Raw genomic sequence first — 23,009 nt, forward strand, 5'->3', positions numbered from 1 at the left:
CGGGTTGCGCTTCCTGGGCTCGGCGGTGCTCGACCGCTTCCCGGCGTGGTCAGCCGCCGGAGACGAGGTCATTGGCGTTGCGCACCCGGGTCTGCCACATCTCCTTGATCTCCTGGAGGCGCTCGCCGTTCTCCTCGACGAGGACCTCGTCGTTCTTCACGATCAGCTTCAGGAAGATGTCCAGGTAATCGACCTGGTCCATGCACTCGGCATCCGCCGTGGCGGTCCGGATCTCCTTCGGCGACGCCTTGGCGGTGTTCCAGTCGGGGTTGTCGGCCGCTTTGTTCCGCGAGGCGAACGAATAGCCTTTGCTCCGCATGCACGACCGCCACTTCTCCTGCATGTCGAGGTAGGCGGGATCGGCGATCGACCGCTCTGACGACTCGGCCCGCAGATGAAGGAGATAGTTCTCCCTATCGCTCTCGGACTCCTTGGAGGAGCTGCCGGACGGAGATCCCTTCGACAGGGTCCGCATCGCTTCTCCTCGGCACCCGTCGGCCGGGACGGGCTTGCCCGCGTACTCCTGGATCCCGCCGTACGCCACGTTGATCTCCTCGGCCGACGAAGACGTCGAGGGGCCGGTCTTCTCCCCCTGCTCGGCCACTTCCTGCGGGAACTCAACGGGCGGTGAATGGTATCCGTATTTCTCAGCGTATTGCACGGTGAAATAGCCGAGCGGCCGCTGGTCGTCCAGGATCCCGTCGAGGTGGAGGAACGGGCGGACGTGGTGCAGGTCCGCGATGTTGAATTTCTCGAGGCACGCGTTGGTCAGCCGCGTCACGGCCGTGCCCAGGTTCGCGCGCTCTTCCTCGGTCGGCAGATAGGCGTCCAGCGGCCTGCTGATCTCAAGCCGCGAATCCGACCCCTTCGTACCATCGGCCCCCTCCGGAGCCCCCGGCGCGGCCGAGCACCCGAGGAGAACCGACGAGAGAACCGAAAGCACGCCGATCCGTCGAAACCACATCTCATTCTCCAAGCGTCAGCAGAGGGGGCCCAGCCGAAGAACACCCGGCTGAACCCCCGGTAGGCGTTCAGCCGAAGCACGCTCGGCTGAATCCCGGTCGGCGAGGGCGGAGAGACCTCAGGTTTCTCCGCCCACGTAACCGCCGCAGTGTGCGTACCAGCCTTCCGAGCGCTTGCCCTTGCAAGCCTCGAACACCACCCAGGGCTGAGCTCATCGCGTCCCACACGTCCGCAGGACGATTCCAGCGCTCTGACGATGCTCGATCATCGGAGCACAGTTAATATGGCGTCTGTCTAATCTTCACGTCAAGCAGCCGTTTTTCGCGTTAACGGAGAGGCTCTCCCGGCCAGGCCCCGACAGTCAATTCGACGCTTCCCCAGGCGAGATCTTCCGAAAGAACAGCGGCGGAACGGTGGACTCCCTCGGGCCGAGGAGCGCAAAAGCCGGACGGGCGCGAACGTCTCGGACCCGATCTCTTCGCAGGCAAAAATCCGCTGGCCCCGCTCGAAGTGTCCACTCGAGCTCTCCAGGCCCCCACCAGTCCTGCCGGTGGCCCTCCCGACTCACTTACCAATCATGACTCTACGAATGGTAGATCGGCGGCCCTGGCACGGGTCACGGCGTCCTCGCACTATCTTTCCCGGGACTTCCTGCGGCCCGGCTCCGGCACTCTCGGGTCCACTCATGTGCCTTTAGTGGCAGAGCCCCGCCCACGGGCAACCCGCGATGGCACGCAGGCCACACCACAGAACCGACCTACCCTAAAAACGCGAACAACCCCGGACATGTGTCCGGGGTTGCGGCCGTTTGGGTGGTACCCCCAACCGGATACCAGCCAGATGGCTGCAAGCCGTCACCACCCGCCGGGCCGACTGGCACTATGCGCGCAGTTCGACATGACCTGCACGGGCTTCATCGTCATCCTGGGCGACGACGTCGGCTGGGGAGAGATCGGGGCCTACGGGCAGCGGAAGATCGCGAGGCCGCGGATCGACCGGATGGCCGCCGAGGGCCTCATGTTCACCGACGCGTACGCTTCCTCTCCGGTCTGCGCGCCGGACCGGGCGTCGCTGTTCACCGGGCCGCACTCGGGCCACACCGCGGTGCGCCGCAGCCCGCCGCGCCACGGGACCTCCCGCTCGGGGCCGATCCCACGTTCGCGTCCGTGCTGGCCGGGCTCGGCTACCGCACCGGCCTGTTCGGCAAGTGGGGCTTCGGACCCGACGAGGACGGCCCCGACCCTGCCGCACGCGCCTTCGACCATCCCCGATCTGGGCGCCTACACCGACACGGAGTGGAGCGGCCCCGACCGGGCGCATACCGCCCAGGTGGGTCTCCTGGGCGCCTACGTCGGCCGCGTCATCGACACGGCCACCGAACTCGGTTTGGCCGACGACACCGTCATCGTGTTCACCAGCGACAACGGGCCGCACGAGGAGAAGGGCGTCGACCCGGACTTCTTCGCAGTGGCGGGCCTGTTCTGCGGCTACAAGCGCAGCCTGTACGAGGGCGGCATCCGCATCCCGCTCGTCGCCTGGTCGCCGAGGCTGCCGGCGGCGACCGCCGGGAAGCGGAGCACCGTCCCTATCGCGCACTACGACCTGCTGCCCACGCTCGCGGACGTCGCCGGAGCACCCGTGTCGCCCGGTCTCGACGGTGTGTCGATGCGCCCGGCGCTGACGGGCCGGGGCACAGTGCCGGAGCGTCCTTACCTTCATTGGGGCGCGGGTGCATGCCGGCCGCACCCGGCACCAGCGCGCCCTGGAGCACAGGCGGCGCCGCGACGCCGCGGCGGCGGTGCGGTCTCAGCCGACGGGCAGATCGCGGCGCCGGAAGGCGGTGAGGCCCAGCGCGGTGAGGGCCAGGGCGAGGCAGATCAGGACGGCGAGCGGGACGAGGGTGAAGTCGGCGCCCGGCTTCGGGACGTGGGCGAACGGTGACAGGTCGAGCAGCGCCGGGTCGAGGTCGAGGGCCGCGCCGAAGAGCATGAGGAGCGCGGCGGCCCCGACCGCCGCCCAGGAGAGGGCGGTGAGGCGCGGCAGCGCCCGAACAGGACCGCACCGACCGCGCCGAGGACCCAGACGGCCGGGATCTGGGCCAGGGCGAGGCCCAGGACGCGGGCCGCGTCGTGGGCCTCGCCCGCGCCGAGGGCGTGCACGACTCCTGCGGCGAGCCCGCCGGCCGCGAGGATCGCCGCGGATCCCGCCGCTGCCGTGGTGAGGTGCGCGGCGGCCCAGCGCAGCCGTCCGGTGGGTGTGGCCATGAGGGGTTCGAGGTGCAAGGAGGACTCTTCACCGCGCAGGCGCAGGGTGGCGGAGACGGCGCAGCCGCAGGCGATGATGCCCATCGCCGAGGCGAAGTAGTCAGGGAGAACTCGGGGAACTTGTCGCCGGTGGTGAGGCTGACCGTTGAATGGGGTCGGTGACGGCAGTCAGGATCTCGCAGGTATCGTCATGGGGGAAATCGAGGGAACAGTGGTTTCTTGATAGGAGTTCGCTATCAGTCGTCCGACGATCGCCCAATTGAGGGCGTTCCTCGCCGTCGCGGATTATCTCCACTTCCGCGACGCCGCCGCGGCGCTGCGCATGAGCCAGCCCGCCCTGTCGGCGGCGGTGGCCGCGCTCGAGGACGCGCTGGCCACGAGGCTTGTGGAACGCACCACACGCAAGGTGCTGCTCACGCCCGCGGGGGAGATCGTGGCGCGCCGGGCGGCGATCGTACTGGCCGAACTCGACCGCATGGCAGAGGAGGTCGCGGCGGACAAGGGACCTTTGGCCGGTCCATTGCGGCTGGGGGTCATTCCTACCGTCGCGCCTTATTTGCTGCCGACCCTGCTGCCCGCTCTTAATTGTGATTTTCCCGACATTGAGCTTTCGGTGCGGGAGGAGCAGACAGCGACATGCGTCACAGAACTTCTCGCTGGACGTCTTGACGTCGTCGTGCTCGCGTTGCCCGTGACGGTTCCCGGGATCGTGGAGCACGAGCTGTACCGGGAGGAGTTCGTGCTCGCCGCCCCGTGCGCGCTTGAGGTGGACGAGCCTGTGCAGCGGCATCTGCTCGGCGACCTCGACGTGCTCCTGCTCAACGAAGGCCACTGCCTCAGGGATCAGGCGCTCGAGGTGTGCCGGGAGGTCGGCGCGAAAGCCGCCGCGGCGACCTACGCGACGAGCCTTTCGACGCTCGTGCATCTCGTGTCGGGCGGACTCGGCGTGACGCTGCTGCCGGAGTCGGCGGTTCCCATGGAGTCCGGCCGCGCGGGCATGGCCCTGTACCGCTTCGCCGAGCCCGCGCCCTACCGCCGCATCGGGCTCATCCACCGCGCGACGTCCCCGCGCGCCGAGGAGTTCGGCCTGCTCGCCGAGACGATGCGCCGCGCGGTGCGGGACAAGGATTGGAAAGTCCACATAGCCGCCTGACCGGGCGGATCATGAGGCGGGCGCAACCTCAAGATTGCGTCAAGGGACCTCCATCTACTCACTCAACGTGAGCAGCGGGTGCGCAATGTGACCATGCTGAGCGTCACGGTCACGCCTGCGCGCCGGTGGCTCACGGTGGCGGGTCGGCCATCGTGTTGTTACTTTCTGTGCGCTGATCATGACGTTGAGTGGCGATAGGAGAGGTGTCCTGTGCCCGTCCTCAAGCTTTTGCGCTGGTCCACCGCCCACGTGCCGGCCCCCGTCCGGCGGGCCATGGCCCGGCTCAAGGAGAACGGGCGTGCCGAGTTCCGGATAGACCTCGTCACGTGGACGTCCGAGGGCGACCTTCTGCTGTCCGGCTCCCACACCCCGCAGAGCCTCGTCCTACGGCACCGCGAGACCGGACGTGAGGTGACCGTCCCGGGGACCGCCGAAGGCGTCAGGGTGCCTTGCACGCGCGTGCTGTCCTTCGGGGACGAGATCCCTCTGGCGAGCGGCCACTGGGAGCTGCGCGACGCCGTATGGACGGGCAGGAGGCTGCCGCAGCGGCGCATCGAAGGGCTGCACGTCTTCACGCCGCGACAGCGCGGGACCCGCCTTGTCCTGGCCGTAACGCCCAACCACGCGCCCGACGAGAAGGGCCCGCGCGCGCAGGAGCGCCTTCAGTCGGGCCACTACGCGGGACGCAGGGCGCTGCCGCTGCTCGACCTCGTGGTCTTCGACTCGATGAGCGGCCGCGCCGCGTCCTGCAACCCCCGGGCCGTCCATGACGAGCTCGCCATGCGCGACCTGGGCCTCGAGTTCGTCTGGATCAGCGCCGACGGCCAGTTCACGCCGCCGTCGGGCAGCGAGGTCGTCCTGGCGGGGTCGCGGGCGCACTACGAGGTGATGGCCCGCGCGCGGTACGTCGTCGGGAACGTGCGGATGCCGCGCTGGTTCCGCAAGCGCGAGGGCCAGGTGTACCTCCAGACGTGGCACGGCACCCCGATCAAGCACCTCGGCCTCGACATCGAGGCGATGGCCGACCGGCGTGAGGCGGCCTTCGCCCACATCCGGAGTGACACGCCGCAGTGGGACTACCTGGTGTCCCCGAACCCGTACGCGACGCCGATCCTTCGCCGCGCGTACGGCTACGAGGGGGAGGTCCTGGAGGTCGGGTATCCCCGCAACGACGTGCTCTACCGTCCGGGCAAGGAGGAGAGGGCCGCCGCCGTACGGGCGATGCTGGGAATCCCGGAAGACAAGAAGATCGTCCTGTACGCGCCGACGTGGCGTGACGACCTGCGCTTCTCGGGGACCCCGCAGGAACTCGCCCTTGACGTCTATGACGCGCGCCGGGCCTTGGACGGCGATCACGTCCTGCTGGTACGGGCCCACCGCAACGCCCGTAAGGGGGCGGGCTGGCCCCGTCCTGACGCCTTCGTCCGCGACGTGTCGGCCTACCCTGACGCCGCCGATCTGCTGCTGATCTCCGACGTCCTGGTGACCGACTACTCCTCGGCGATGGTCGACTTCGCGGGCACGGGCCGTCCCGTCGTGGTGTTCGCGCCCGACCTTGAGCGCTACCGCGACCAGGTGCGCGGCCTGTACCTGGACCTCGAGGAGAAGGCCCCGGGACCGCTGCTGCGGACGTCCGGCGACGTCGTCGCGGCGCTGCGCGCGGGGGTGGCGCAGGGCGCGGACGAGGCGTTCCGCGCCGAGTTCTGCCCGTTCGACGACGGGGGCGCGGCGGCCCGGGTGATCGAGCACGTGTTCAAGGGGATGTGACGTGCCGCCCGTGCTGAGCGTGGTGGTCGCCTTCCGGGACCGCGAAGGACTCGCCGACACCCTCGACGCCCTGTCCGGGGTCGGGGCGTCCGGCGCGGTCGGGCTGCGCGTGGTGATGGTGGACGACGGATCCCTCGACGGCGCGGACACGATCGCCAAGGAGTACGCGACGGGGGACGAGCGCTTCGTCCTCGTCAAGGGCGAGGCCGGGGAGGAGCCGCGTAACGTCGGCGTCCGCCACGCCACAGGCTCCTACCTCGCTTTCGCCGACCCGGGTGACCTGCTCTCTCCGCTGCCGCTTGTGGCGTCGTTGGAGCGGACCGGCTCCGACCTGGCGATAGGCAGGGCCGTAGGGGTCCGCTATCCGGAGGGGCTGTTCGGCGGGGCGCGTACGGAGCCCGGCCTGCGCAGCGAGCCCTTGGTGCTGCACCACCGCACGCTGGGCGCGAAGGTCTTCCGGCGCTCGTTCTGGGACAGGCACGGGTTGTCCTTCCGTGACGGGCCCGAAGCGGCCCTCCTGCTCGGCGTGGCCGCCCATGTCCTCGCCGCGCGGACCGACGTGCTGCCCGAACTCGTCCACGGGCATCCCGCGCCGGTACGGCAGGACCTGCTCGCGCTGGTGCGCGCGCTCGCGGAGGCGTCGGCGCACCTCGCCGAGCACGCGCCGCGCACCCGGGCGGAGTTCGACCGCAGCGCGGTCACCGGCGAGCTGGTGCGGGTGCTGCACGCCGTCGCGCAGGTCGAGGAGGGCAGGCGCGAGCTCTTCGCCGCCGCCCACGCCTACCTGTCCTGCGTCTCGCGCGACATCTTCCACGACGTGCCCGTCATGCACCGGATGCGCTGTCACCTCACGGCGGAGGGCCTGCTCGATGACTTCCTTGAGGTGACCCGGTACGAGCAGGCTTGGGGGACGCGCGCGGGCGTCATCCAGCGCGGCATGCTCTGGCGGACCTGGTACCACCACTATCCGCAGCTGTTCGACAACCGCGTACCGCAGGAACTCCTACGGGCCTCCCGAGAGATGACGTTCACGACGGCCGTGGACGAGGTCGAGCACGTCCACGGCTCCCTGCTGCGCATCACCGGCCACGCCTACATCGAGCTGCTCGACCTGCCCGGCACCGGGGACGGCGACCTCAAGCTGACCCTCGTGGAGGCCGGAGGCAGACGCCGCGTACCCGTCGACTTCCAGCGCGCGGAAAGGCCGGACCTCACGGCGCGCTCCGCGCAGGCGGCGGCCTCCTACCGTGGCGGCGGCTTCGTCGCCATCGTTGACGCGGCGCGGCTCGACGCGGGGGAGTGGCGGCTCGAGGTGACGCTGTCGCACCGCGGCGTACGCCGGACCGCCTACGCCGCGGGGACGTCCGACGGGCGGCGCGCCCGGCCGGCCGGGGTGCGGGTCGAGACCGGCCTGTGGGCGCAGCCGGTGTGCGCGCGGACGTTCGCGCTGAGGCTGCGTCCGCTGCGCGCGCTGGTGACGGGCTGCTCGGTCGAGGACGGCGACCTCGTCCTCACCGGATGGGCCCCCGGCGAGGAAGGCCCCCTGACGGCCGGAGCGGCCGCGATACCCCTCGAGTGGACCGGACAGGACGGATTCCGCGTCCGGGTCCCCCTCGGCGGTCTCAGCGCCGCGTGGACGCCCCTCAGGCTCGGCGACACCCCCCTGACGGCCGGCGACCTGCCCCCCGTCGCGTCCTGCGGGCTCGTCCTGGTCCGCGACGAGGACGGCGTCCTCGCCCTGCGGAAGCGTCCGCCGGGCCCGCGGGTGCTGCGCGCCGAGCCGGAGGGCGCGGGCGTGCTTCTGTCCGGCGACCTGTGCGGCGGCGACGGCCTGTGGCTGCGGCACACCGGCACCGGCGACCTGCGCGCCCTGCCCTGCGACGCCGACGGCGACATCCCCATCCGTTTTGACGACCTCGTCCCGATAGGCGGCGGCGAGTGGGACGTCGTAGACGGCGAAGGCGTCCCCGCGACCATCGACCGGACCGCCGCCGCGCGGCTCCCCGGCCCGCGCGGCCACCGCAGGGCCGAGTTCGACCTCCGCGTCACCGCACGCGACGGTCTGCGGCTAAGGGTCCGACCCGGCTTGCGCGACGAGGAACGCGGCGGCTTCCACCAGCGCAGGCTCGCCGAGCAGCACTATCCGAGGCTGCGCGCGCGGCCCCTGTTCGACCGCGTCGTCTTCGAGGCCCATGAGGGCGCGCGCTGCTCCGGAAGCCCACGGGCCCTCTTCGACGCGCTGCGCGAACGCCGTCCCGACCTCGACCTTCTGTGGGTCGCGCGCGACGCCTCCTTCGCCGTCCCGGAGGGGGTCGACTGCGTCGTCCGGGACAGCGCCGAGCACTACGCGGCCCTGGCGACGTCCCGGTGGGTGGTGAGCGACGGGCTGCTCCCCGAGTGGTTCCGCAAGCGCGAAGGCCAGGTCTACCTGCAGACGTGGCACGGCGCGCCGCTCGCCGGCGTGGGGTTCGACCCGAGGGAGCCGCGCGGGTTCGCCGAGGCCGCGCGGCAGGAGCGGATCGCCGCGGACGTCGCCCAGTGGGACCACCTGGTGTCCCCGAACGCCTACAGCACCCAGATCCTCCGCAGGGCCTTCGACTACGACGGCCCGGTGGTGGAGTCCGGCTACCCGCGCAACGACGTCCTGGCGGCGCTGGACCTCACCGAGGGCACGCGCGCGGCGCGGGCGCGGCTCGGGCTGCCCGCCGACGCCAGGATCGTCCTGCACGACCGTTCGCTCGACACCCGCGCGCTGCGGGCCGAGGTGCCCGACACGGTGTTCCTCGCCGCGGCCGACCACGACCCGACCGACCTGTGCCTCGCCGCCGACGTGCTCGTCACGGGCGTCTCCGCGCTCATGTTCGACTTCGCCGTCACGGGCCGTCCGGTGTACTGCCACCGGCCGGTCGAGCGCAGGAACTACTTCGACGTCCATGTCGAGGGGCCCGGTCCCGTTCTGGATGACATGTCCGCACTGGCCGCCGCGCTGCGCGACCCGTCCGGCTCGAGCGCCGGGTTCGCCGCCCGGTTCTGCCCGCTGGACGACGGCCTCGCCTCGACGCGGGTGCTCGGCCGGGTCTTCGACAGGTCCCGCGACGACAGGGTCTTCGGCGTGTCCCGCAAGAAGCGCAAGAGGAAGGCCAGATGAGCCCTCGGCTGAGCGTCGTCGTCCCGATCTACAACGTCGAGCGGTACCTTCCCGCGTGCCTCGACTCCCTTGCCGCGCAGACCTTCGCCGACCTCGAAGTGATCATGGTCGACGACGGGTCGACCGACGGAAGCGCGCTGGTCGCCAAGTCGTACACGCACAAGGACCGGCGGTTCACGCTGATCCAGCAGGAGAACCGGGGGCCGGGCCCGGCCCGCAACCTCGGCGTCTCCCAAGCGCGCGGCGAACTGCTCGCCTTCGTGGACGGGGACGACCTCGTCCACCGCGACGCCTACACCAGCCTCATCGGCTCGCTCGACCGGACCGGCTCCGACCTCGCGTCCGGCGGGCTGCGCAGGTTCGGCAGCCGCGGCGTACGGCACTCGCCCCTGCACCGGGCGGCTTTCGCCGGGGACAGGCTCGCCACCCACATCAGCCGCTTCCCCGACCTAGTAGCCGACCGGATCGTTTGGAACAAGGTGTGGCGGCGCGCCTTCTGGGACCGCAACGGGCTCGCGTTCCCCGCCGGGCTCTACGAGGACATCCCCGTCGCGCTGCGCTCGCACGTGAAGGCGCGCAGTGTGGACGTCATCAGCGGGCCCGTGTACCTGTGGCGTGTACGCGACGCTGGGGAAGCGTCGATCACCGAGCGTTCCGGGGAGCCCGCCAACGCCTGGGACAGGCTCGCCGTACTGCGCGAGATGCGCGCGGTGATAGCCGCCGAGGCGGCTGAGGCGCTGCCCGCGTTCGACAGGTTCACCCTGGAGTTCGACCTCCCCAAGCTCGCGTGGGCGATCGACGCGTCCGGCGACGCCGAGGCCGCGGCCCGTATCCGCGAGTTCGTGGGCGGCCTTGACGAGAGCGCGGGCAAGGACCTGCCCGCCTACGCGCGACTTCGCAACCACCTCCTTGGCCAGGGACTCCTTGACGAGTTGGGCGAGGTCCTCAGGTTCGAGGCGGAAGCCGAGTCCGCGCCCGTCCGGCCCTACGGGAAGCTGCGCAGACGCTGGCTCGCCGACTACCCCTTCCTGCGCGACAGCCGGGTCGCCGTACCCGACGACATGTACGACGTGACGTCGGAGCTCGCGTTGAGCACCCGCGTCAAGGACGTCTGGTGGGACGGCGACCTTCTGCTCATCGAGGGATACGCCTACATCGCGCGGATCGAGACCAGGGCGGAAGACCGGATGCGCGCCTGGGCCGTCGAAGGCAAGACGGGCAAGCGGCAGCGTTGCGCGCTGCGCAGGGTGCGCGCGCCGGAGGCGACCGTGGAGTCCGAGCAGTCGGCGGTCAGCCACGACCACTCAGGGTTCGTCCTGGAGATCCCGGCGCTTCCGCGCGGGGACTGGCGGATCTACCTTGAGCTGTCCTCTGGCGGGCTCAAGCGGACCGCGACCCTGAACCGTCCGGCTGCGGGACGTGCCTCCTGGACGCCGTACCTCAACGTAGGGGTCGGGTTCCGGGCGCAGGCCATGTACGACGACGAGGGGCTGTTCGTCAGGGTGCGGCGCGTACGGTCGCTCGTGACGTCGACGTCCGTGACGCCCGAAGGCGTGCTCACCATGCGGGGCTGGGCGTCCGCGCCGGGAGAGGCCGCGCTCGTCGCGACGTGCGGGACGCGCAGGATCGCCTTCCCCGCGCGGCGCGAAGGCCAGATCTTCACCGCGGAGGTCCCCTTGGCGAAGCTCAACACCTCGCGAGGCGAGTCCTTCGCCGGGAGCGCCCAGTGGGAGCTGCGGATCGCGGCGTCGGAGCAGAAGTTCACGCCCCTCGTGGAGCCCTCGGTCGCCGAGATCCGCTGGGCCGACGGGGCGACGGAACTCGCCGTCACCCGGACCCGGTACGGGGCCGCCGCCGTCGTCGTCAGGCCCGCCGGGCTCACGCTCACCGACTTGCGCTGGGAGCACGACGCGCTCGCGCTCGACGGAGAACGCTCGCCGGGGGCCGACGAGCCGGACGAGGTCGTCCTGCGGCGCGGGCACGCGCGGCACAGGCTCACCGTGCGCTGGACGGGACGTGCGTTCCGGATCGTGGTCGACCCGTCGGCGCTGCCGGGGCCGCTCGGGCCCGCGCCGCTCGCCAGCGGGACATGGGAGCTCCTTGCCGTCAGCGGGGAGGTGGAGCGGCCGGTTGTGCTGGAACGGCGGCTGCTGCCTGTGCTGCCTCCCGCACTGCCCCTTGGCGGACGCGTCTACCGGCCCACGTACGGCGAGGGGTTCAGGCTGCACGCAGCGCGCGCGCTTGCCGACGACGAACGCGGCGCGTACGCGCAGCGAAGGCTGCGCGAGGTGGACTACCCGAGGTACCGCGCCGAACCCGTGACGGACACCGCGGTGTTCCTGAGCGGAAGGGGGGCGACCTGCGCGGGCGGGCCGCGCGCGGTCTTCGAGGAGCTGCGCGGCCGCGCTACCGGGCTCGACCTTGTGTGGCTCAGCTCCGACGACGGCTTCGCCGCGCCGGAAGGGGCGCGGATAGTCGGGACGGGTACGCGGGAGGCTTACCGGCTTCTAGCGCGCGCACGGTACGTCGTCAGTGACGGGCCTCCACAGCCCTGGCACAGGTCGGGCGAAGGAAGGACCTGGATGCGGACCGGGCGTACGCCGCTGCTGCGTGCGGCCGAACCGCCGGGGGTGTCGGCTGATGTTGTGCTTTCTCCTGGTTCGGGGGCTTCTGCCCTGTTGCGGGAGGGGCTCGGGCATGAGGGGGAGGTGCTCGAGGTCGGGACGGCGGCCGGGGACGTGCTCCTCGCGGCAGACGCGGGGGAGCGGGCCGTGCGCGTCAGGGAAAGGCTCGGGCTTCCCTTGGGGCGGCGGGTCGTGCTGTACGCCCCGGCGAAGCGGGCGGGGGCGGGGCACGGGTCGGTCGCGCGATTCGAGCTGCGGCTCGACCTCGAGGAGGCGAGGGCGCGGCTCGGGCGCGACCATGTGCTGCTGATCCGGGCGCATCCGGACACGGGCGGGACCGGGCTGCGCGATGACGCTTTCCTGCGCGATGTCACCTGGTATCCCGACATGGCCGACCTGTACCTGATCGCGGACGTGCTGGTGACCGACTACTCGTCGGCGGTGTTCGAGTACGCGCTGACCGGGCGGCCCATGGTGTTCCACCCCTACGACCTCGACGCGCACCGCAGGCACCCCGGGTTCCTCGTGCCGTACGAGGAGACGGTTCCTGGGCCCGTCGTGCGGGACCCGTCGGAGCTCGTGGACCGCATTAGCGCGCTTGACGACGTCGTCTCCCGGCACGGTGACGCGCTCGCCGCCTTCGCGGCCCGCTACACCGGCGCGGAGACCGGGCGGGCGGCCCGTCGGGCCGTCGACCGGCTCCTGTCGCCCTGATCAGCCGGCCCGCCGCCGCGTCACGGCCCGCACCACGACGAGCAGCGCCACCACGACCGCCGCCACCGGCACAAGCCGCCACACCCGCTTCCCGCCGACCCCGACCTCATCGATCAACCCCCCGGCCGTGATCGGCCCCTCCGGCTCAGGACGCGGCGGCACCACCGGATCCACAGCCGGAACATCGGCCAACGCCGCGCCGCCCCCGCCCACAACGTGCCCAGCCTCCTCCGGCGAGACGGTCGGCTCAGCGACCTCCCCCGCGACGGCCTCGGAGGGCCCGCCAACGGGGCCCGCCTCCTGCGCGACGGGCTCGGAGGGCTCGTCGGCGGGGTCCGCCTCCTGTGCGAGGGGCTGGGAGGGTGCGTCCGCTTTGTCCGGCTCGTCGGTCGGATCCGTCGGCTCGGCGACCTCCCGCGTGAGGGGTTCGGAGGGTCCGTCGGCGGGGCTCGGGTCCTGAGTGAGGGGTGCCGAGGAGGGTGCGGGGTCGGGTTCCTGCTCGGAGGGCCCGTCCGAAGGGCTCGGGTCGGAGGGCCCGTCGGCGGGGCCTGCCTCCTGCGCGACGGGTTCGGAGGGCTCGTCGGTGGGGCTCGGGGCCTGGGCGAGGGGTTCGGAGGGCTCGTCGGCGGTGCCGGGGGGCTGTGGGAGGGGTTCTGAGGGGGGGTCTTGGGGGGTTAGGGAGGGGGTTAGGGAGGTGGCGAAGCGGGTGAGGAGTTTGGTGGCGGTTTCTTGGATGAGGGGGGTGGGGAGGGCGGCGGCGCGGCCGGTGAAGGTGGCGCGGGTGTGGAGGATGACGCGGCAGCCGTCGGGGGTGGGGAGGACCGTGGCCTGGAAGACGGCCTCGGCGGTGCCCGCGCCGCGGGCCTCGCGGGCGGTGGCCTCGAAGATCGCGGTGCGGGTGAGGTCGTCGACGACCGCGGTGCGGACGACGCCCTTGAAGGTGATCGTCGTCGCGCCGAACTTGATCTTCACCCTGCCGTGGTGCTCGGCGTCCTCGGACGCGTCGAGGACCGCGCCGGGCATGAGCGGCGCGACGCGCGGGACGTCGAGGAGGGCGCGCCAGGCGGTGTCGGCGTCGGCGGTGAGCGCGAACTCGGTGTCGAATTCCATCGGGCCTCCCTGGTTCCGCGCGAAACCCTACGTCGCGCGGGCAGCGGCTGCCACAGGAGGTCCGTGACGGGTCTGTCCGGGGGTTCGCATGACGCGGGCGGCGATGCCGGGTAAAGTTGCCCGCATGTTCTCCGCCTTCTCGTGTTGTTGTCGCTGACCCGCGTACTCCGCCCCGTCAGTCGACCACCCGAAGGATCTTTCGTTGAAGGCCGAGACTTTCCCTGACATCACCATGGCCGCCGCCGCGCCGGTGATCTCCGACGCCCCGCCGACCGTGGGCCAGCTGGCCTGGCGGGTCAGCCAGGCCGCGGCACGTCCCGACGAGTGGTGGCACCGGGTGAAGTTCGTCCCGGATGAGCGGGTCCGGGTGGATCTGGACAACGGGCTCACCCTGATCATCTGGGCGCCGGGCTTCCGGCTTCCCGCGCACGACCACGGCGGCCACCTCCAGGCGATGGCGGTGATCGCGGGCGAGCTCGCCGAGGTCGTCGTCGGCGACGACGGCGCGACCGTCCGGCCGCTGCGCGCCAACCGGGTGCGGATTCAGGCGGGCGACCGGATGCACGAGGTCGTCAACCCCGGCGACGGCTACGCGGTCACCCTGCACGCCTACGCCTGACCGCGCCGCCCCCGGCTGAGCACGCCGATCATCAGCACCGCCGCGTACCCGACGGCGAGGCCGGGCACGAGGTACTTCAGCGGCACGGGGTCGAGCCAGGCCAGGGCGGCCCCGCCGAACAGCCCGGCGACGACGAGGTAGAAGATCCCCGCGGCGAACGCGCCGGGGTCGGTCCTGTGCGCCACTGTCTTGTCCGTCTTATCCGCCACCGCGGATCACCTCCACATCGCCGAGCATGCCCTTGACGTGCACCTCGAGCGTCGGCGGGTTCTGGCCCGACCCGTCGAGGACCTGGTCCACCCGGGCGCGCGGGCCGCTGTTGATCTTCTTTTCGACGGTGATGTCGCCGAGGTTCGTCGCGGCGTGCAGCTCGACGCGGGCGTGCGCGGGCAGCACGATCCGGATGCCGCCGACGCCGAGCTTGGCGTCGACCCGGTAGCGGTCGCCGGGGTTGAGCGCGAGGGTGGTGAGGTCGAGTGTGCCGTTGCCGGCGACGAGGCGGTACGGCTGGGTCGTCGCGTTGGGGTCGACCGGCCGCCATTCCACGTCGCCGAACCTGCTTCCTGGCGGTAGTTCCGTGGTCGCGGCGCTGGCCAGCAGCGCCATCGACAGCAGCGCCCCGACGCCGACGAGCCCGCGCGGCCTGCCGAACCAGGTCCCGGCGACGAGGCCGAGCCCGACGACGGCGAGGGCGGCGCTCAACGCGAGCTGCTGGAGGTGGTCCGGGTTCAGCCGGGTCGCGCTGACGGCCCAGGCCGCCGCCCCCGCGAGGACGAGGGTCGTCAGGGTCAGCCAGGGCGTCCCGCGCCTGCGCGGCGGCTGCGGCGACGTGGCCCCGGACGGCTCCACCGGCGCTTCGGGGGTCTTCATCCGGTTCAGGTCGATCTGCACCCCGGACGGCGGCTGGGCGGGGATCGGCCGGAGCGTCGCGAGGTCGATCCACTCCGACGGCCCCGCGTACGTCGCGGCCGAAGCCGTCGCCGCCGGGACGGTCTGGGGGGTGAGGGGTTCGCCGCGCAGCCGTTCGGGCAGGGTCCGCGCGGTCTCCACGAGGTCGACCCCGCGCGTCTGCGCGATCATGCCGATGAGCAGCAGGATCATCATCGCGCCGAGCGCGCCCGCGTCGAGCCCGCCGGCCGCGCCGCTGAGCACCACGTCGAGGATGACGCCGCCCGCGAGCGCGATCCCGAGCAGCGCGAGCACCGCCGACCCCGGGATGACCCGCCGCGCGCTCCGCTCGACGACGCCGGGCCCGCCGCCCGGCTCGGCCATCAGCACCGCCGCGAGCACATAGAGCGGGATCGCGGTCCAGGTGACGAAGACCAGCACCCCCCACCCGATCCGGAACACCAGCGGATCGATGCCGGTGTACCTCCCGATCCCGGTGCACACCCCGGCGACGAGGCGCCCCTCGGCCCCCCGGGCCAGCCTGTCGGTCGTCATGCCCCTTATCGTCCCCTGCCCCGTCGCCCCCCGCCATCCGGGACAGCCCTGACCCGACCCTGATTCGCCCATCCGGCGAACCCCCAGTTCGCGGGGTCGGGGTCGGTGGGGGACCCTGAGGGGAAATGGGGGGCGGGCCCTGATGCGGGGTGGCCTGGGAGGGTGTGGAATCGAGGGCATGGGGACTGACGGCATTGTTCGGTTGGAGCGGCGGCGGGACGGGCGGCTGCTCGCGGGGGTATGTGCCGGGTTGGCGGGGCAGTTCGGGCTTGAGCCGGTCGTCGTGCGGTTGGCGTTCGTGGTGCTGGGGGCGGCGGGGGCTTACGGGATAGCGGCTTATGGGGCGTTCTGGATACTCACCGCGGCGCGCGAGGAGGAGGCCAAGCGACGCGACCCCGCGCAGTTGCTGGCGTATGCGCTGCTCGGGGGCGCCCTGTCGCTGGTGACCGGTGTGTCCGGGATCGCGCAGATCGCCCTGTGGCCGCTGCTCGTCGTCGGGATGGGCGCGGTGATCCTGTGGCAGCAGGCCGGACGCGACCAGCGCGAACGGCTCGCGGCGCTGCCGCAGGGCATGTGGTGGCGCAGCCTGCTCGGGGCGCTGCTGGTGACGGCCGGGATCGGCGGGTTCTTCGCGCAGCGGGTGTCGCCGCAGGAGATCCCGCAGGTCCTGCTGGCGACCGCGATCATCCTCACCGGCGTGACGGTCGTCATCACGCCGTGGCTGGTGAAGCTGTGGCAGGAACTGGACAACGAGCGGGCCGAGCGCGTCAGGTCGCAGGAGCGGGCGGAGGTCGCCGCGCACATCCACGACTCGGTGCTGCACACGCTGACGCTCATCCAGCGCAGGGCGCACGACCCGAAGGAGGTCGCGCGGCTCGCCAGGTCGCAGGAGCGCGACCTGCGCGCCTGGCTGTACCAGCCGAAGTCGGACTCGTCGCAGATGTTCGCGGCGGCGGTGAAGGAGGCGACCGCCGAGATCGAGGACCTGCACGGCGTCCCCATCGAGGTCGTGTGCGTCGGCGACTGCCCGCTCGACGACCGGATCGGCGCGATGATCCAGGCGGCGCGCGAGGCGACGGTCAACGCCGCGAAGTACTCCGGCGCGCCGAACATCTCGGTGTACGCGGAGGTCTCAGGGGACGAACTGGAGATCTTCGTCAGGGACCGGGGCAAGGGATTCGACCTTGACGCCATCCCTGACGACAGAATGGGCGTGCGAGGCTCGATCATCGGCCGGATGGAACGGCACGGCGGTACCGCCCGGGTCCGCAGCGCGCCCGGCGAGGGCACCGAGATCAGGTTGGAGCTGAAGAAGTGACGCGTGTGGTGTTGGTGGACGACCACCAGATGTTCCGGACCGGTGTGCGCGCCGAGCTCGGCCCGGAGATCGAGGTGGTCGGCGAGGCCGACGACGTCGACTCGGCGGTCTCGGTGATCACCGCGACCGAGCCGGAGGTGGTGCTGCTCGACGTGCACCTGCCGGGCGGCGGCGGCGTCGAGGTGCTGCGCAGGGTCCTGCCGTCGAAGACGACGCGGTTCCTCGCGCTTTCGGTGTCGGACGCGGCCGAGGACGTCATCGGCGTCGTGCGGGGCGGTGCGCGCGGGTACGTCACCAAGACGATCTCGGGGCCCGAGCTGACCGAGGCGATCGGCAGGGTCGCCGACGGGGACGCGGTGTTCTCGCCGCGTCTGGCAGGGTTCGTCCTTGACGCGTTCAGCGCCACCGACGCCCCCGCCGCCGACCCCGAACTCGACCAGCTCACCGCCCGCGAACGCGAGGTCCTGCGGCTCATCGCGCGCGGCTACGCCTACAAGGAGATCGCCAAGGAGCTGTTCATCTCGGTCAAAACGGTCGAGACCCATGTGAGCAGCGTCCTGCGCAAGCTCCAGCTGTCGAACCGGCACGAGCTCAGCCGCTGGGCCGCCGCCCGCCGCCTCGTCTAAGGGCTATCGGCGAGGGCGAGCTTCAGTACCGCCGACGTGTACACGGTCTTGCCTTGCGCACTTGTCTCCCGGCTGCCGAGGTAATGGGCGGTCTTCGCGTCGAGGAAGACCTCCTGGCGCACCCCGTCGGGCGTGGTGAACGCGTAGGACGTCACGGGACGGCCGATCCAGTCGTGCGCGTCGGCGTCGGTGGTGACGCCGGGGATCAGGGCGAGCGCGTCGGCGAGCTTTTCCCGGGTGCGTTCTTCGCGGAGTGTGCTGAACAGGGCGAGGTGGACTTTTCGGAAGGCGGCGGCGTTGTCGGTTCCGGCCGTGTTGCTCGCGAGGTCCCTGAGCTCCTTGACGAGATCGGCGAGCAGCGCGGGTTCGATCGCGTCGCAGCGATCGGCTGAGTCGCCTGGGCAGCGCATATGCCCCGGTTTTGGCAGCCGTGACGTCGTCACCGAGGCCCATCCGGCGAGCCCTTCCGCGTCGGCGACGGGATGGGCGGCCTCCCGGCACAGCCGGTAGGGCGTGGCGTCGGGCGCGCATCCGTCAGGGGTGTCGGCCTGGGTCACGACGACCTGGGGCCCGTCGGACGGGTCGGCGGAGGGCCACGCGGAGGGGTCCGAGGCGCGTTCGACAAGCGCGGCGACGTGCCCGTCACCCGTCTGGGAGACGGCGGGCGCGGATTCGCCGGTGGGCCACAGGAGGGCGGGGACCGTGAGGGTCGCGGCGGTCAGCGCCGCGGCGACGGCGAGCGCGGGCCAGCCGCGGAGGCGACGGGTCCGGCCGGTGAACTCGGGCCGGGAAAGGCCGGACGGAGGGGCGTGTTCGAGGGTGCGGCCGAGGGTGCGCAGTTCCGTCATGTCGTCCATGTCAGTCAAGCTCCAGGGGGTTGACGCCGAGGGCGGCGCGGGTTCTGCGGCGGGCGCGGTTGAGCCGGGACCTGACGGTGCCGACGGGGATGGACAGCGCGCGGGCTGTCTCCTCGTAGGTGAGGTCGGCCCAGGCGATGAGGAGCAGGACGTCGCGGTCGCCCTGGGACAGCGCGGCGAGGGCCGCGGCGAGTGACGGGCCCGCCGAGACGGCTGTGAGATCGGTCACGACGCGTTCGTCCTCGGCGGCCACGGACGGTGACGTGTGGGCGCGCGAGAAGGCGCGGTACCGGGTGGTCTCCTCGCGCCGATGCCGGGCGACGAGCCGCGTCGCGATCCCGTACAGCCAGGGAAGGGCGACGGGATAAGCCGGGTCGTAACGCCCCCGTTTGCGGAACGCGACAAGGAACGTCTCGGCGACGACGTCCTCGGCGGCCTCGGGCCCGACGCGTCGGGAGACGTGCCGGTAGAGGGCGCCGGAGTGCCGGTCGAACAGGACGGAGAACAGCTCGGGCCGTTCGCGCGACGCGACGATCAGCGCGCCGTCCGACGGCTCCCGGGGCGGGTCGGGGGCGAGCGGGACGGGTGGGTCCGGATTGTCGGAACTATTGTGCGTAGGGAGAAGTGTCACATTCTGCTTCTCCACAAGGCCGCCGAAGGGTTCACGCAGCGCCGCAAGATCGGGTTTTTTGGGAGGTATGGCAACATTTCTCCGGCGTCAGGCGTCTTTTGTCTTGACGGGTGTTCGGGAGTGTGAGGCGGGGCGAAGGTATCTTGGCGGGGATGAAGCGTGCGATCTGGATCACCCTGGGCTCGGCCGTGGTGTGGGGCACCGCGCATTTCGCGACCGGGCGGCGGGTGACCGGGGCGCTGCTGCTCGCGCTTCAGGTCGCGCTCACCGTGGGGGTGGCGCTGCTGGTGTGGCCGTTGCGGGAGAACGCGACCGAATGGTTCGTGCAGCCGCAGTGGCTGAACGTGCTGCGGCTGGGGATCGTGGTCGTCGGGGCGGTGTGGGCGGCGGTCATCGTGCGGTCCTACCAGCTCGTGTCGCCGGGGCGTCCGGTGCTCGTCGCGCTGGTCGTGGTGCTGTGCCTCGCGGTCGCCGCGCCGCTGGCGTACGCGGTGGAGCTGACCCGCGTCTCCCAGGACTTCGTGGACGAGGTCTTCGCCAAGAGCACCCGCAAGAACCCGTTCGGCGGGGTGGAACGCATCAACCTGCTGCTCATCGGGGCCGACGCCGCGCCCAACCGGCCCGGTGTGCGGACCGACAGCATGACCGTCGCCAGCATCGACACCCGCAATGGCACGACCACGCTGTTCAGCCTCCCGCGCAACCTCGAGGACGTGCCGATGCCGACGCCGGTGTCGCGCGCGGCCTTCCCCGACGGCTTCCAGGGCGACGGCGCGGGCACGCCCGGCCTGCTCAACGAGGTCTTCCAGTGGGCCGAGGACCACCCGGAGATCGTCCCCGGGGTGGCCGACGGCAAGCGCGGTCCTGAGCTGCTGAAGGAGACCGTCGGAGGGATTCTCGGCCTCAAGGTCGACTACTACGTCATGGTGGACATGGCCGGGTTCGCCGAGCTCGTCGACGCCGTCGGCGGGGTCAGGGTGAACGTCACCGAGGAGCTGATCTACGGCAGGCAGAACCAGGGCCGCATCCCGGCGGGCGACCAGATCCTCACCGGCGAGCAGGCGCTGTGGTTCGGCAGGACCCGCACGAACAGCGACGACTACAACCGCATGTCACGGCAGAAGTGCCTGCTCTACGCGCTGTCGCAGCAGGCCGACCCCGGCACGCTGCTGACCCGTTTCCACGGGATCGCCGGGGCCGCCAAGCGCGCGGTGTCCACCGACCTTCCGGGCAACTCGCTGCCCCCGCTGATCAGGCTGTCGAAGAAGATGCGCGGCAAGGACGTCAAGAGCGTCCAGTTCGTGCCGCCGCTGATCAGCACCGCCTACCCGGACTGGGAGCTGATCCGCGCCAAGGTCATCGAGACCCTGGCCAAGCCCGCCAAGCCGACCGCGGCGGTGAGCCCGGCCGCCGCGACGCCGTCGCCCACCGCGACGCCGACTGACGGCGAGTCCCCGCAGGCCGCCGAGCCCGACTCCCTCGCGGCGACCTGCGGCTAGCGCGCTACAGCTTCTCGACCGGCGCGAAGCGCAGCAGCAGGTGCCGCACCCCGTAGTCGCCGCCGAAGTCGACCGACGCCGCGGCCTTGTCGCCGACGCCGTCGACGGACACGACCGTGCCGAGCCCGTACTTGTCGTGCGTGACGCGGTCGCCCACGGCGAGGTTCGGCACCGCCCGGTTGCCCGGCGACCGCACCCCCGGGCGTGACGCGGCGGCCGCCAGCGCGGGCGCGGCGGTGATCTCCGCCACCTTCTCGACCACGAGGTGCTGCGGGATCTCCTTGAGGAACCGGGACACCGGGTTGGACTGCGGCGCGCCCCAGGACGAGCGCATCTGCGCCCGCGACACGTGCAGCCGCTCGCGCGCCCGGGTGATCCCGACGTAGGCGAGGCGGCGTTCCTCCTCGAGCTCCTTGGGGTTGCCCAGGGCGCGCAGGTGCGGGAAGACGCCGTCCTCCATGCCGGTGAGGAACACCACGGGGAACTCGAGGCCCTTGGCGGTGTGCAGCGTCATCAGGGTGACGACGCCCTCGCCGTCGTCGGGGATCTGGTCGGAGTCGGCAACGAGCGCGACGCGCTCGAGGAACGCGGTGAGCGGGTTGGGCGGCTCGGCGTCGCCCTCCTCGCGGGTGTCGTCGCCGTCGGCCAGCAGGTCCTCGAACTCGCGGGCGACGTTCTCCAGCTCCTGGAGGTTCTCCACCCGGGTCTCGTCCTGCGGGTCCTTGGACGCCCTCAGCTCGGCGAGGTAGCCCGTCTTGTCGAGGACCGCCTGGACGATCTCGGCGGGCCCGTGCCCGGGGACGAGCGCGCGCAGCTCGTCAAGGAGCGCGACGAATTCGTTGATCGCGTTGAGCGAGCGGGTGGCAAGGCCCGGGACCGTCTTGGCCTCGCGCAGCGCCTGCCAGAACGAGATCCGCGAGCGTGCCGCGTGCACCTCGACGCACGCCTCCGCGCGGTCGCCGATGCCGCGTTTGGGGACATTGAGGATGCGCCGCAGCGAGACGGTGTCCTCGGGGTTGGCCAGCACGCGCAGGTAGGCGAGGAGATCGCGGATCTCCTTGCGCTCGTAGAACCGGACGCCGCCGACGACCTTGTAGGGCAGCCCGACGCGGATGAAGACCTCTTCGAACACCCGGGACTGCGCGTTGGTGCGGTAGAAGACGGCGACGTCGCCTGGCTTGACGCCGTGCTCGTCGCCGAGCCTGTCGATCTCGCCCGCGACGAACGCGGCCTCGTCGTGCTCGTTGGAGGCGACGTAGCCGGTGATCTTCTCGCCCTCGCCCTGGTCGGACCAGAGCCGCTTGGGCTTGCGGTCGCCGTTGCGCTCGATGACGGCGTTGGCGGCGGAAAGGATCGTCTGGGTGGAGCGGTAGTTCTGCTCGAGCAGGATCGTGGTCGCGTCGGGGTAGTCGCGCTCGAACTCGAGGATGTTGCGGATCGTCGCGCCGCGGAAGGCGTAGATCGACTGGTCGGCGTCGCCGACCACGCACAGCTCGGCCGGGCCGAGGCCCTCGACGGGCGCGGCGAGCTTGCGCACCAGCTCGTACTGGGCGTGGTTGGTGTCCTGGTACTCGTCCACGAGGACGTGCCGGAAGCGTCGCCGGTAGTGCTCGGCGACGTCGGGGAAGATGTCGAGGAGGTTGACCGTGGTCATGATGAGGTCGTCGAAGTCCATCGCGCCGGCCTGCTGGAGGCGCGCCTGGTACATCTCGTACGCCTCGGCCAGGGTCTGGTCCATGTGCGTGGTCGCGCGCGTCTTGAACGTCTCGTAGTCGATCAGCTCGTTCTTGAGGTTGGACACCTGCGCGGAGAACGACTTCGGGGGGTAGCGCTTGGGGTCGAGGTCGAGCTCCCGGCAGACCAGGGCCATCAGCCGCTGCGAGTCGGCCTGGTCGTAGATGGAGAACGAGCTCGGGAAGCCCAGGCGGGACGCCTCGCGGCGCAGGATGCGCACGCAGGCGGAGTGGAAGGTCATCACCCACATGGCGCGCGAGCGCGGGCCGACGAGGGCGTCGACGCGCTCCTTCATCTCCCCGGCCGCCTTGTTGGTGAAGGTGATCGCGAGGATCTGGCCGGGGTGGACGTCACGCTCCGACAGCAGATAGGCGATCCGGTGCGTGAGCACCCTTGTCTTGCCGGAGCCCGCGCCCGCGACGATGAGCAGGGGGCCGCCCGCGTGGACCACGGCGGCGCGCTGCTGCGGGTTCAGCCCGTCAAGGAGAGGGTGAGAGGTTGCAGTCGACATCGCCTTCGAGTGTATGGCCGACCGCCGA

General features: G+C 71.4%; 17 protein-coding genes. 9 read left to right on the plus strand and 8 right to left on the minus strand.

Annotated features, from left to right (window positions below; translation table 11 throughout):
* Window positions 1-49: 49 nt before the first annotated feature.
* Window positions 50-964 carry a hypothetical protein gene (locus R9X44_RS31970; RefSeq protein ID WP_319818088.1) on the minus strand — a complete coding sequence of 305 codons (915 nt, stop codon included), beginning with the start codon at window positions 962-964 and terminating at the stop codon, window positions 50-52.
* 896 nt (window positions 965-1,860) lie between these two features.
* Between R9X44_RS31970 and R9X44_RS31975 the strand changes: the two genes are divergently transcribed.
* Window positions 1,861-2,904 carry a sulfatase-like hydrolase/transferase gene (locus R9X44_RS31975; protein WP_319818089.1) on the plus strand — a complete coding sequence of 348 codons (1,044 nt, stop codon included), beginning with the start codon at window positions 1,861-1,863 and terminating at the stop codon, window positions 2,902-2,904.
* Here R9X44_RS31975 and R9X44_RS31980 read toward each other — a convergent pair.
* Window positions 2,841-3,311, minus strand: coding sequence for a hypothetical protein (locus R9X44_RS31980; protein WP_319818090.1), 471 nt, complete (start codon window positions 3,309-3,311; stop codon window positions 2,841-2,843). The two genes, R9X44_RS31975 and R9X44_RS31980, sit on opposite strands and share 64 nt — an antisense overlap.
* A 175-nt stretch (window positions 3,312-3,486) precedes the next feature.
* Between R9X44_RS31980 and R9X44_RS31985 the strand changes: the two genes are divergently transcribed.
* The 4 genes from R9X44_RS31985 (at window position 3,487) to R9X44_RS32000 (ending at window position 12,633) form a co-directional block, all read left to right on the plus strand.
* Window positions 3,487-4,380, plus strand: a complete 894-nt coding sequence (locus tag R9X44_RS31985) for a hydrogen peroxide-inducible genes activator (RefSeq protein WP_319818091.1) — start codon at window positions 3,487-3,489, stop codon at window positions 4,378-4,380.
* Between the two features lie 210 nt (window positions 4,381-4,590).
* Window positions 4,591-6,147: a CDP-glycerol glycerophosphotransferase family protein gene (locus R9X44_RS31990; protein WP_319818092.1), complete on the plus strand. Its 1,557-nt coding sequence runs from the start codon at window positions 4,591-4,593 to the stop codon at window positions 6,145-6,147.
* A gap of 1 nt (window position 6,148) precedes the next feature.
* Window positions 6,149-9,295, plus strand: coding sequence for a CDP-glycerol glycerophosphotransferase family protein (locus tag R9X44_RS31995; RefSeq protein ID WP_319818093.1), 3,147 nt, complete (start codon window positions 6,149-6,151; stop codon window positions 9,293-9,295).
* Window positions 9,292-12,633 carry a CDP-glycerol glycerophosphotransferase family protein gene (locus tag R9X44_RS32000; RefSeq protein WP_319818094.1) on the plus strand — a complete coding sequence of 1,114 codons (3,342 nt, stop codon included), beginning with the start codon at window positions 9,292-9,294 and terminating at the stop codon, window positions 12,631-12,633. The genes R9X44_RS31995 and R9X44_RS32000 overlap by 4 nt, the downstream gene beginning before the upstream one ends.
* Here the strand turns inward: R9X44_RS32000 and R9X44_RS32005 are convergent, their stop codons facing one another.
* Window positions 12,634-13,743 (minus strand): SRPBCC family protein, encoded by a 1,110-nt coding sequence (locus R9X44_RS32005; protein ID WP_319818095.1) that lies wholly within the window; start codon window positions 13,741-13,743, stop codon window positions 12,634-12,636.
* 202 nt (window positions 13,744-13,945) lie between these two features.
* Between R9X44_RS32005 and R9X44_RS32010 the strand changes: the two genes are divergently transcribed.
* Entirely contained in the window at window positions 13,946-14,362 is a 417-nt protein-coding gene (locus tag R9X44_RS32010; protein WP_319818096.1) for a cysteine dioxygenase, read from the plus strand.
* Here R9X44_RS32010 and R9X44_RS32015 read toward each other — a convergent pair.
* On the minus strand, window positions 14,353-14,571 hold the full coding sequence (locus R9X44_RS32015; RefSeq protein ID WP_319818097.1) for a hypothetical protein: 219 nt from the start codon (window positions 14,569-14,571) through the stop codon (window positions 14,353-14,355). The two genes, R9X44_RS32010 and R9X44_RS32015, sit on opposite strands and share 10 nt — an antisense overlap.
* A complete protein-coding gene (locus R9X44_RS32020; protein ID WP_319818098.1) occupies window positions 14,561-15,805 on the minus strand; it encodes a PspC domain-containing protein in 1,245 nt (414 codons plus the stop codon). The genes R9X44_RS32015 and R9X44_RS32020 overlap by 11 nt, the downstream gene beginning before the upstream one ends.
* Before the next feature lie 178 nt (window positions 15,806-15,983).
* Here R9X44_RS32020 and R9X44_RS32025 point away from each other — a divergent pair, with 178 nt between their 5' ends.
* Window positions 15,984-17,123 (plus strand): PspC domain-containing protein, encoded by a 1,140-nt coding sequence (locus tag R9X44_RS32025; protein WP_319818099.1) that lies wholly within the window; start codon window positions 15,984-15,986, stop codon window positions 17,121-17,123.
* Window positions 17,120-17,749: a response regulator transcription factor gene (locus R9X44_RS32030; RefSeq protein WP_319818100.1), complete on the plus strand. Its 630-nt coding sequence runs from the start codon at window positions 17,120-17,122 to the stop codon at window positions 17,747-17,749. Before R9X44_RS32025 ends, R9X44_RS32030 begins: the two co-directional genes overlap by 4 nt.
* Here R9X44_RS32030 and R9X44_RS32035 read toward each other — a convergent pair.
* Window positions 17,746-18,606: a hypothetical protein gene (locus tag R9X44_RS32035; protein ID WP_319818101.1), complete on the minus strand. Its 861-nt coding sequence runs from the start codon at window positions 18,604-18,606 to the stop codon at window positions 17,746-17,748. The two genes, R9X44_RS32030 and R9X44_RS32035, sit on opposite strands and share 4 nt — an antisense overlap.
* 1 nt (window position 18,607) lies before the next feature.
* Entirely contained in the window at window positions 18,608-19,237 is a 630-nt protein-coding gene (locus R9X44_RS32040) for an RNA polymerase sigma factor (RefSeq protein WP_319818102.1), read from the minus strand.
* Window positions 19,238-19,389: 152 nt separating this feature from the next.
* Here R9X44_RS32040 and R9X44_RS32045 point away from each other — a divergent pair, with 152 nt between their 5' ends.
* On the plus strand, window positions 19,390-20,736 hold the full coding sequence (locus tag R9X44_RS32045; protein WP_319818103.1) for an LCP family protein: 1,347 nt from the start codon (window positions 19,390-19,392) through the stop codon (window positions 20,734-20,736).
* Window positions 20,737-20,740: 4 nt separating this feature from the next.
* On the opposite strand, the gene pcrA is transcribed toward R9X44_RS32045, so the two are convergent.
* Window positions 20,741-22,981: a DNA helicase PcrA gene (gene pcrA, locus R9X44_RS32050; protein WP_319818104.1), complete on the minus strand. Its 2,241-nt coding sequence runs from the start codon at window positions 22,979-22,981 to the stop codon at window positions 20,741-20,743.
* Window positions 22,982-23,009 lie beyond the last annotated feature (28 nt).

This window comes from Actinocorallia sp. A-T 12471 (assembly GCF_033875155.1).
In the GTDB taxonomy this organism is placed as follows: domain Bacteria; phylum Actinomycetota; class Actinomycetes; order Streptosporangiales; family Streptosporangiaceae; genus Actinocorallia.

Bases quoted from the DNA above. Each gene is read 5' to 3' on its own strand.
- R9X44_RS31975 (WP_319818089.1), top strand. From the start codon at position 1,861: ATGACCTGCACGGGCTTCATCGTCATCCTGGGCGACGACGTCGGCTGG.
- R9X44_RS32005 (WP_319818095.1), bottom strand. From the start codon at position 13,743: ATGGAATTCGACACCGAGTTCGCGCTCACCGCCGACGCCGACACCGCC.
- R9X44_RS32025 (WP_319818099.1), top strand. From the start codon at position 15,984: ATGGGGACTGACGGCATTGTTCGGTTGGAGCGGCGGCGGGACGGGCGG.
- R9X44_RS31980 (WP_319818090.1), bottom strand. From the start codon at position 3,311: ATGGGCATCATCGCCTGCGGCTGCGCCGTCTCCGCCACCCTGCGCCTG.
- R9X44_RS31970 (WP_319818088.1), bottom strand. From the start codon at position 964: ATGTGGTTTCGACGGATCGGCGTGCTTTCGGTTCTCTCGTCGGTTCTC.
- R9X44_RS32000 (WP_319818094.1), top strand. From the start codon at position 9,292: ATGAGCCCTCGGCTGAGCGTCGTCGTCCCGATCTACAACGTCGAGCGG.
- R9X44_RS32045 (WP_319818103.1), top strand. From the start codon at position 19,390: ATGAAGCGTGCGATCTGGATCACCCTGGGCTCGGCCGTGGTGTGGGGC.
- R9X44_RS32035 (WP_319818101.1), bottom strand. From the start codon at position 18,606: ATGGACGACATGACGGAACTGCGCACCCTCGGCCGCACCCTCGAACAC.
- R9X44_RS32020 (WP_319818098.1), bottom strand. From the start codon at position 15,805: ATGACGACCGACAGGCTGGCCCGGGGGGCCGAGGGGCGCCTCGTCGCC.
- pcrA (WP_319818104.1), bottom strand. From the start codon at position 22,981: ATGTCGACTGCAACCTCTCACCCTCTCCTTGACGGGCTGAACCCGCAG.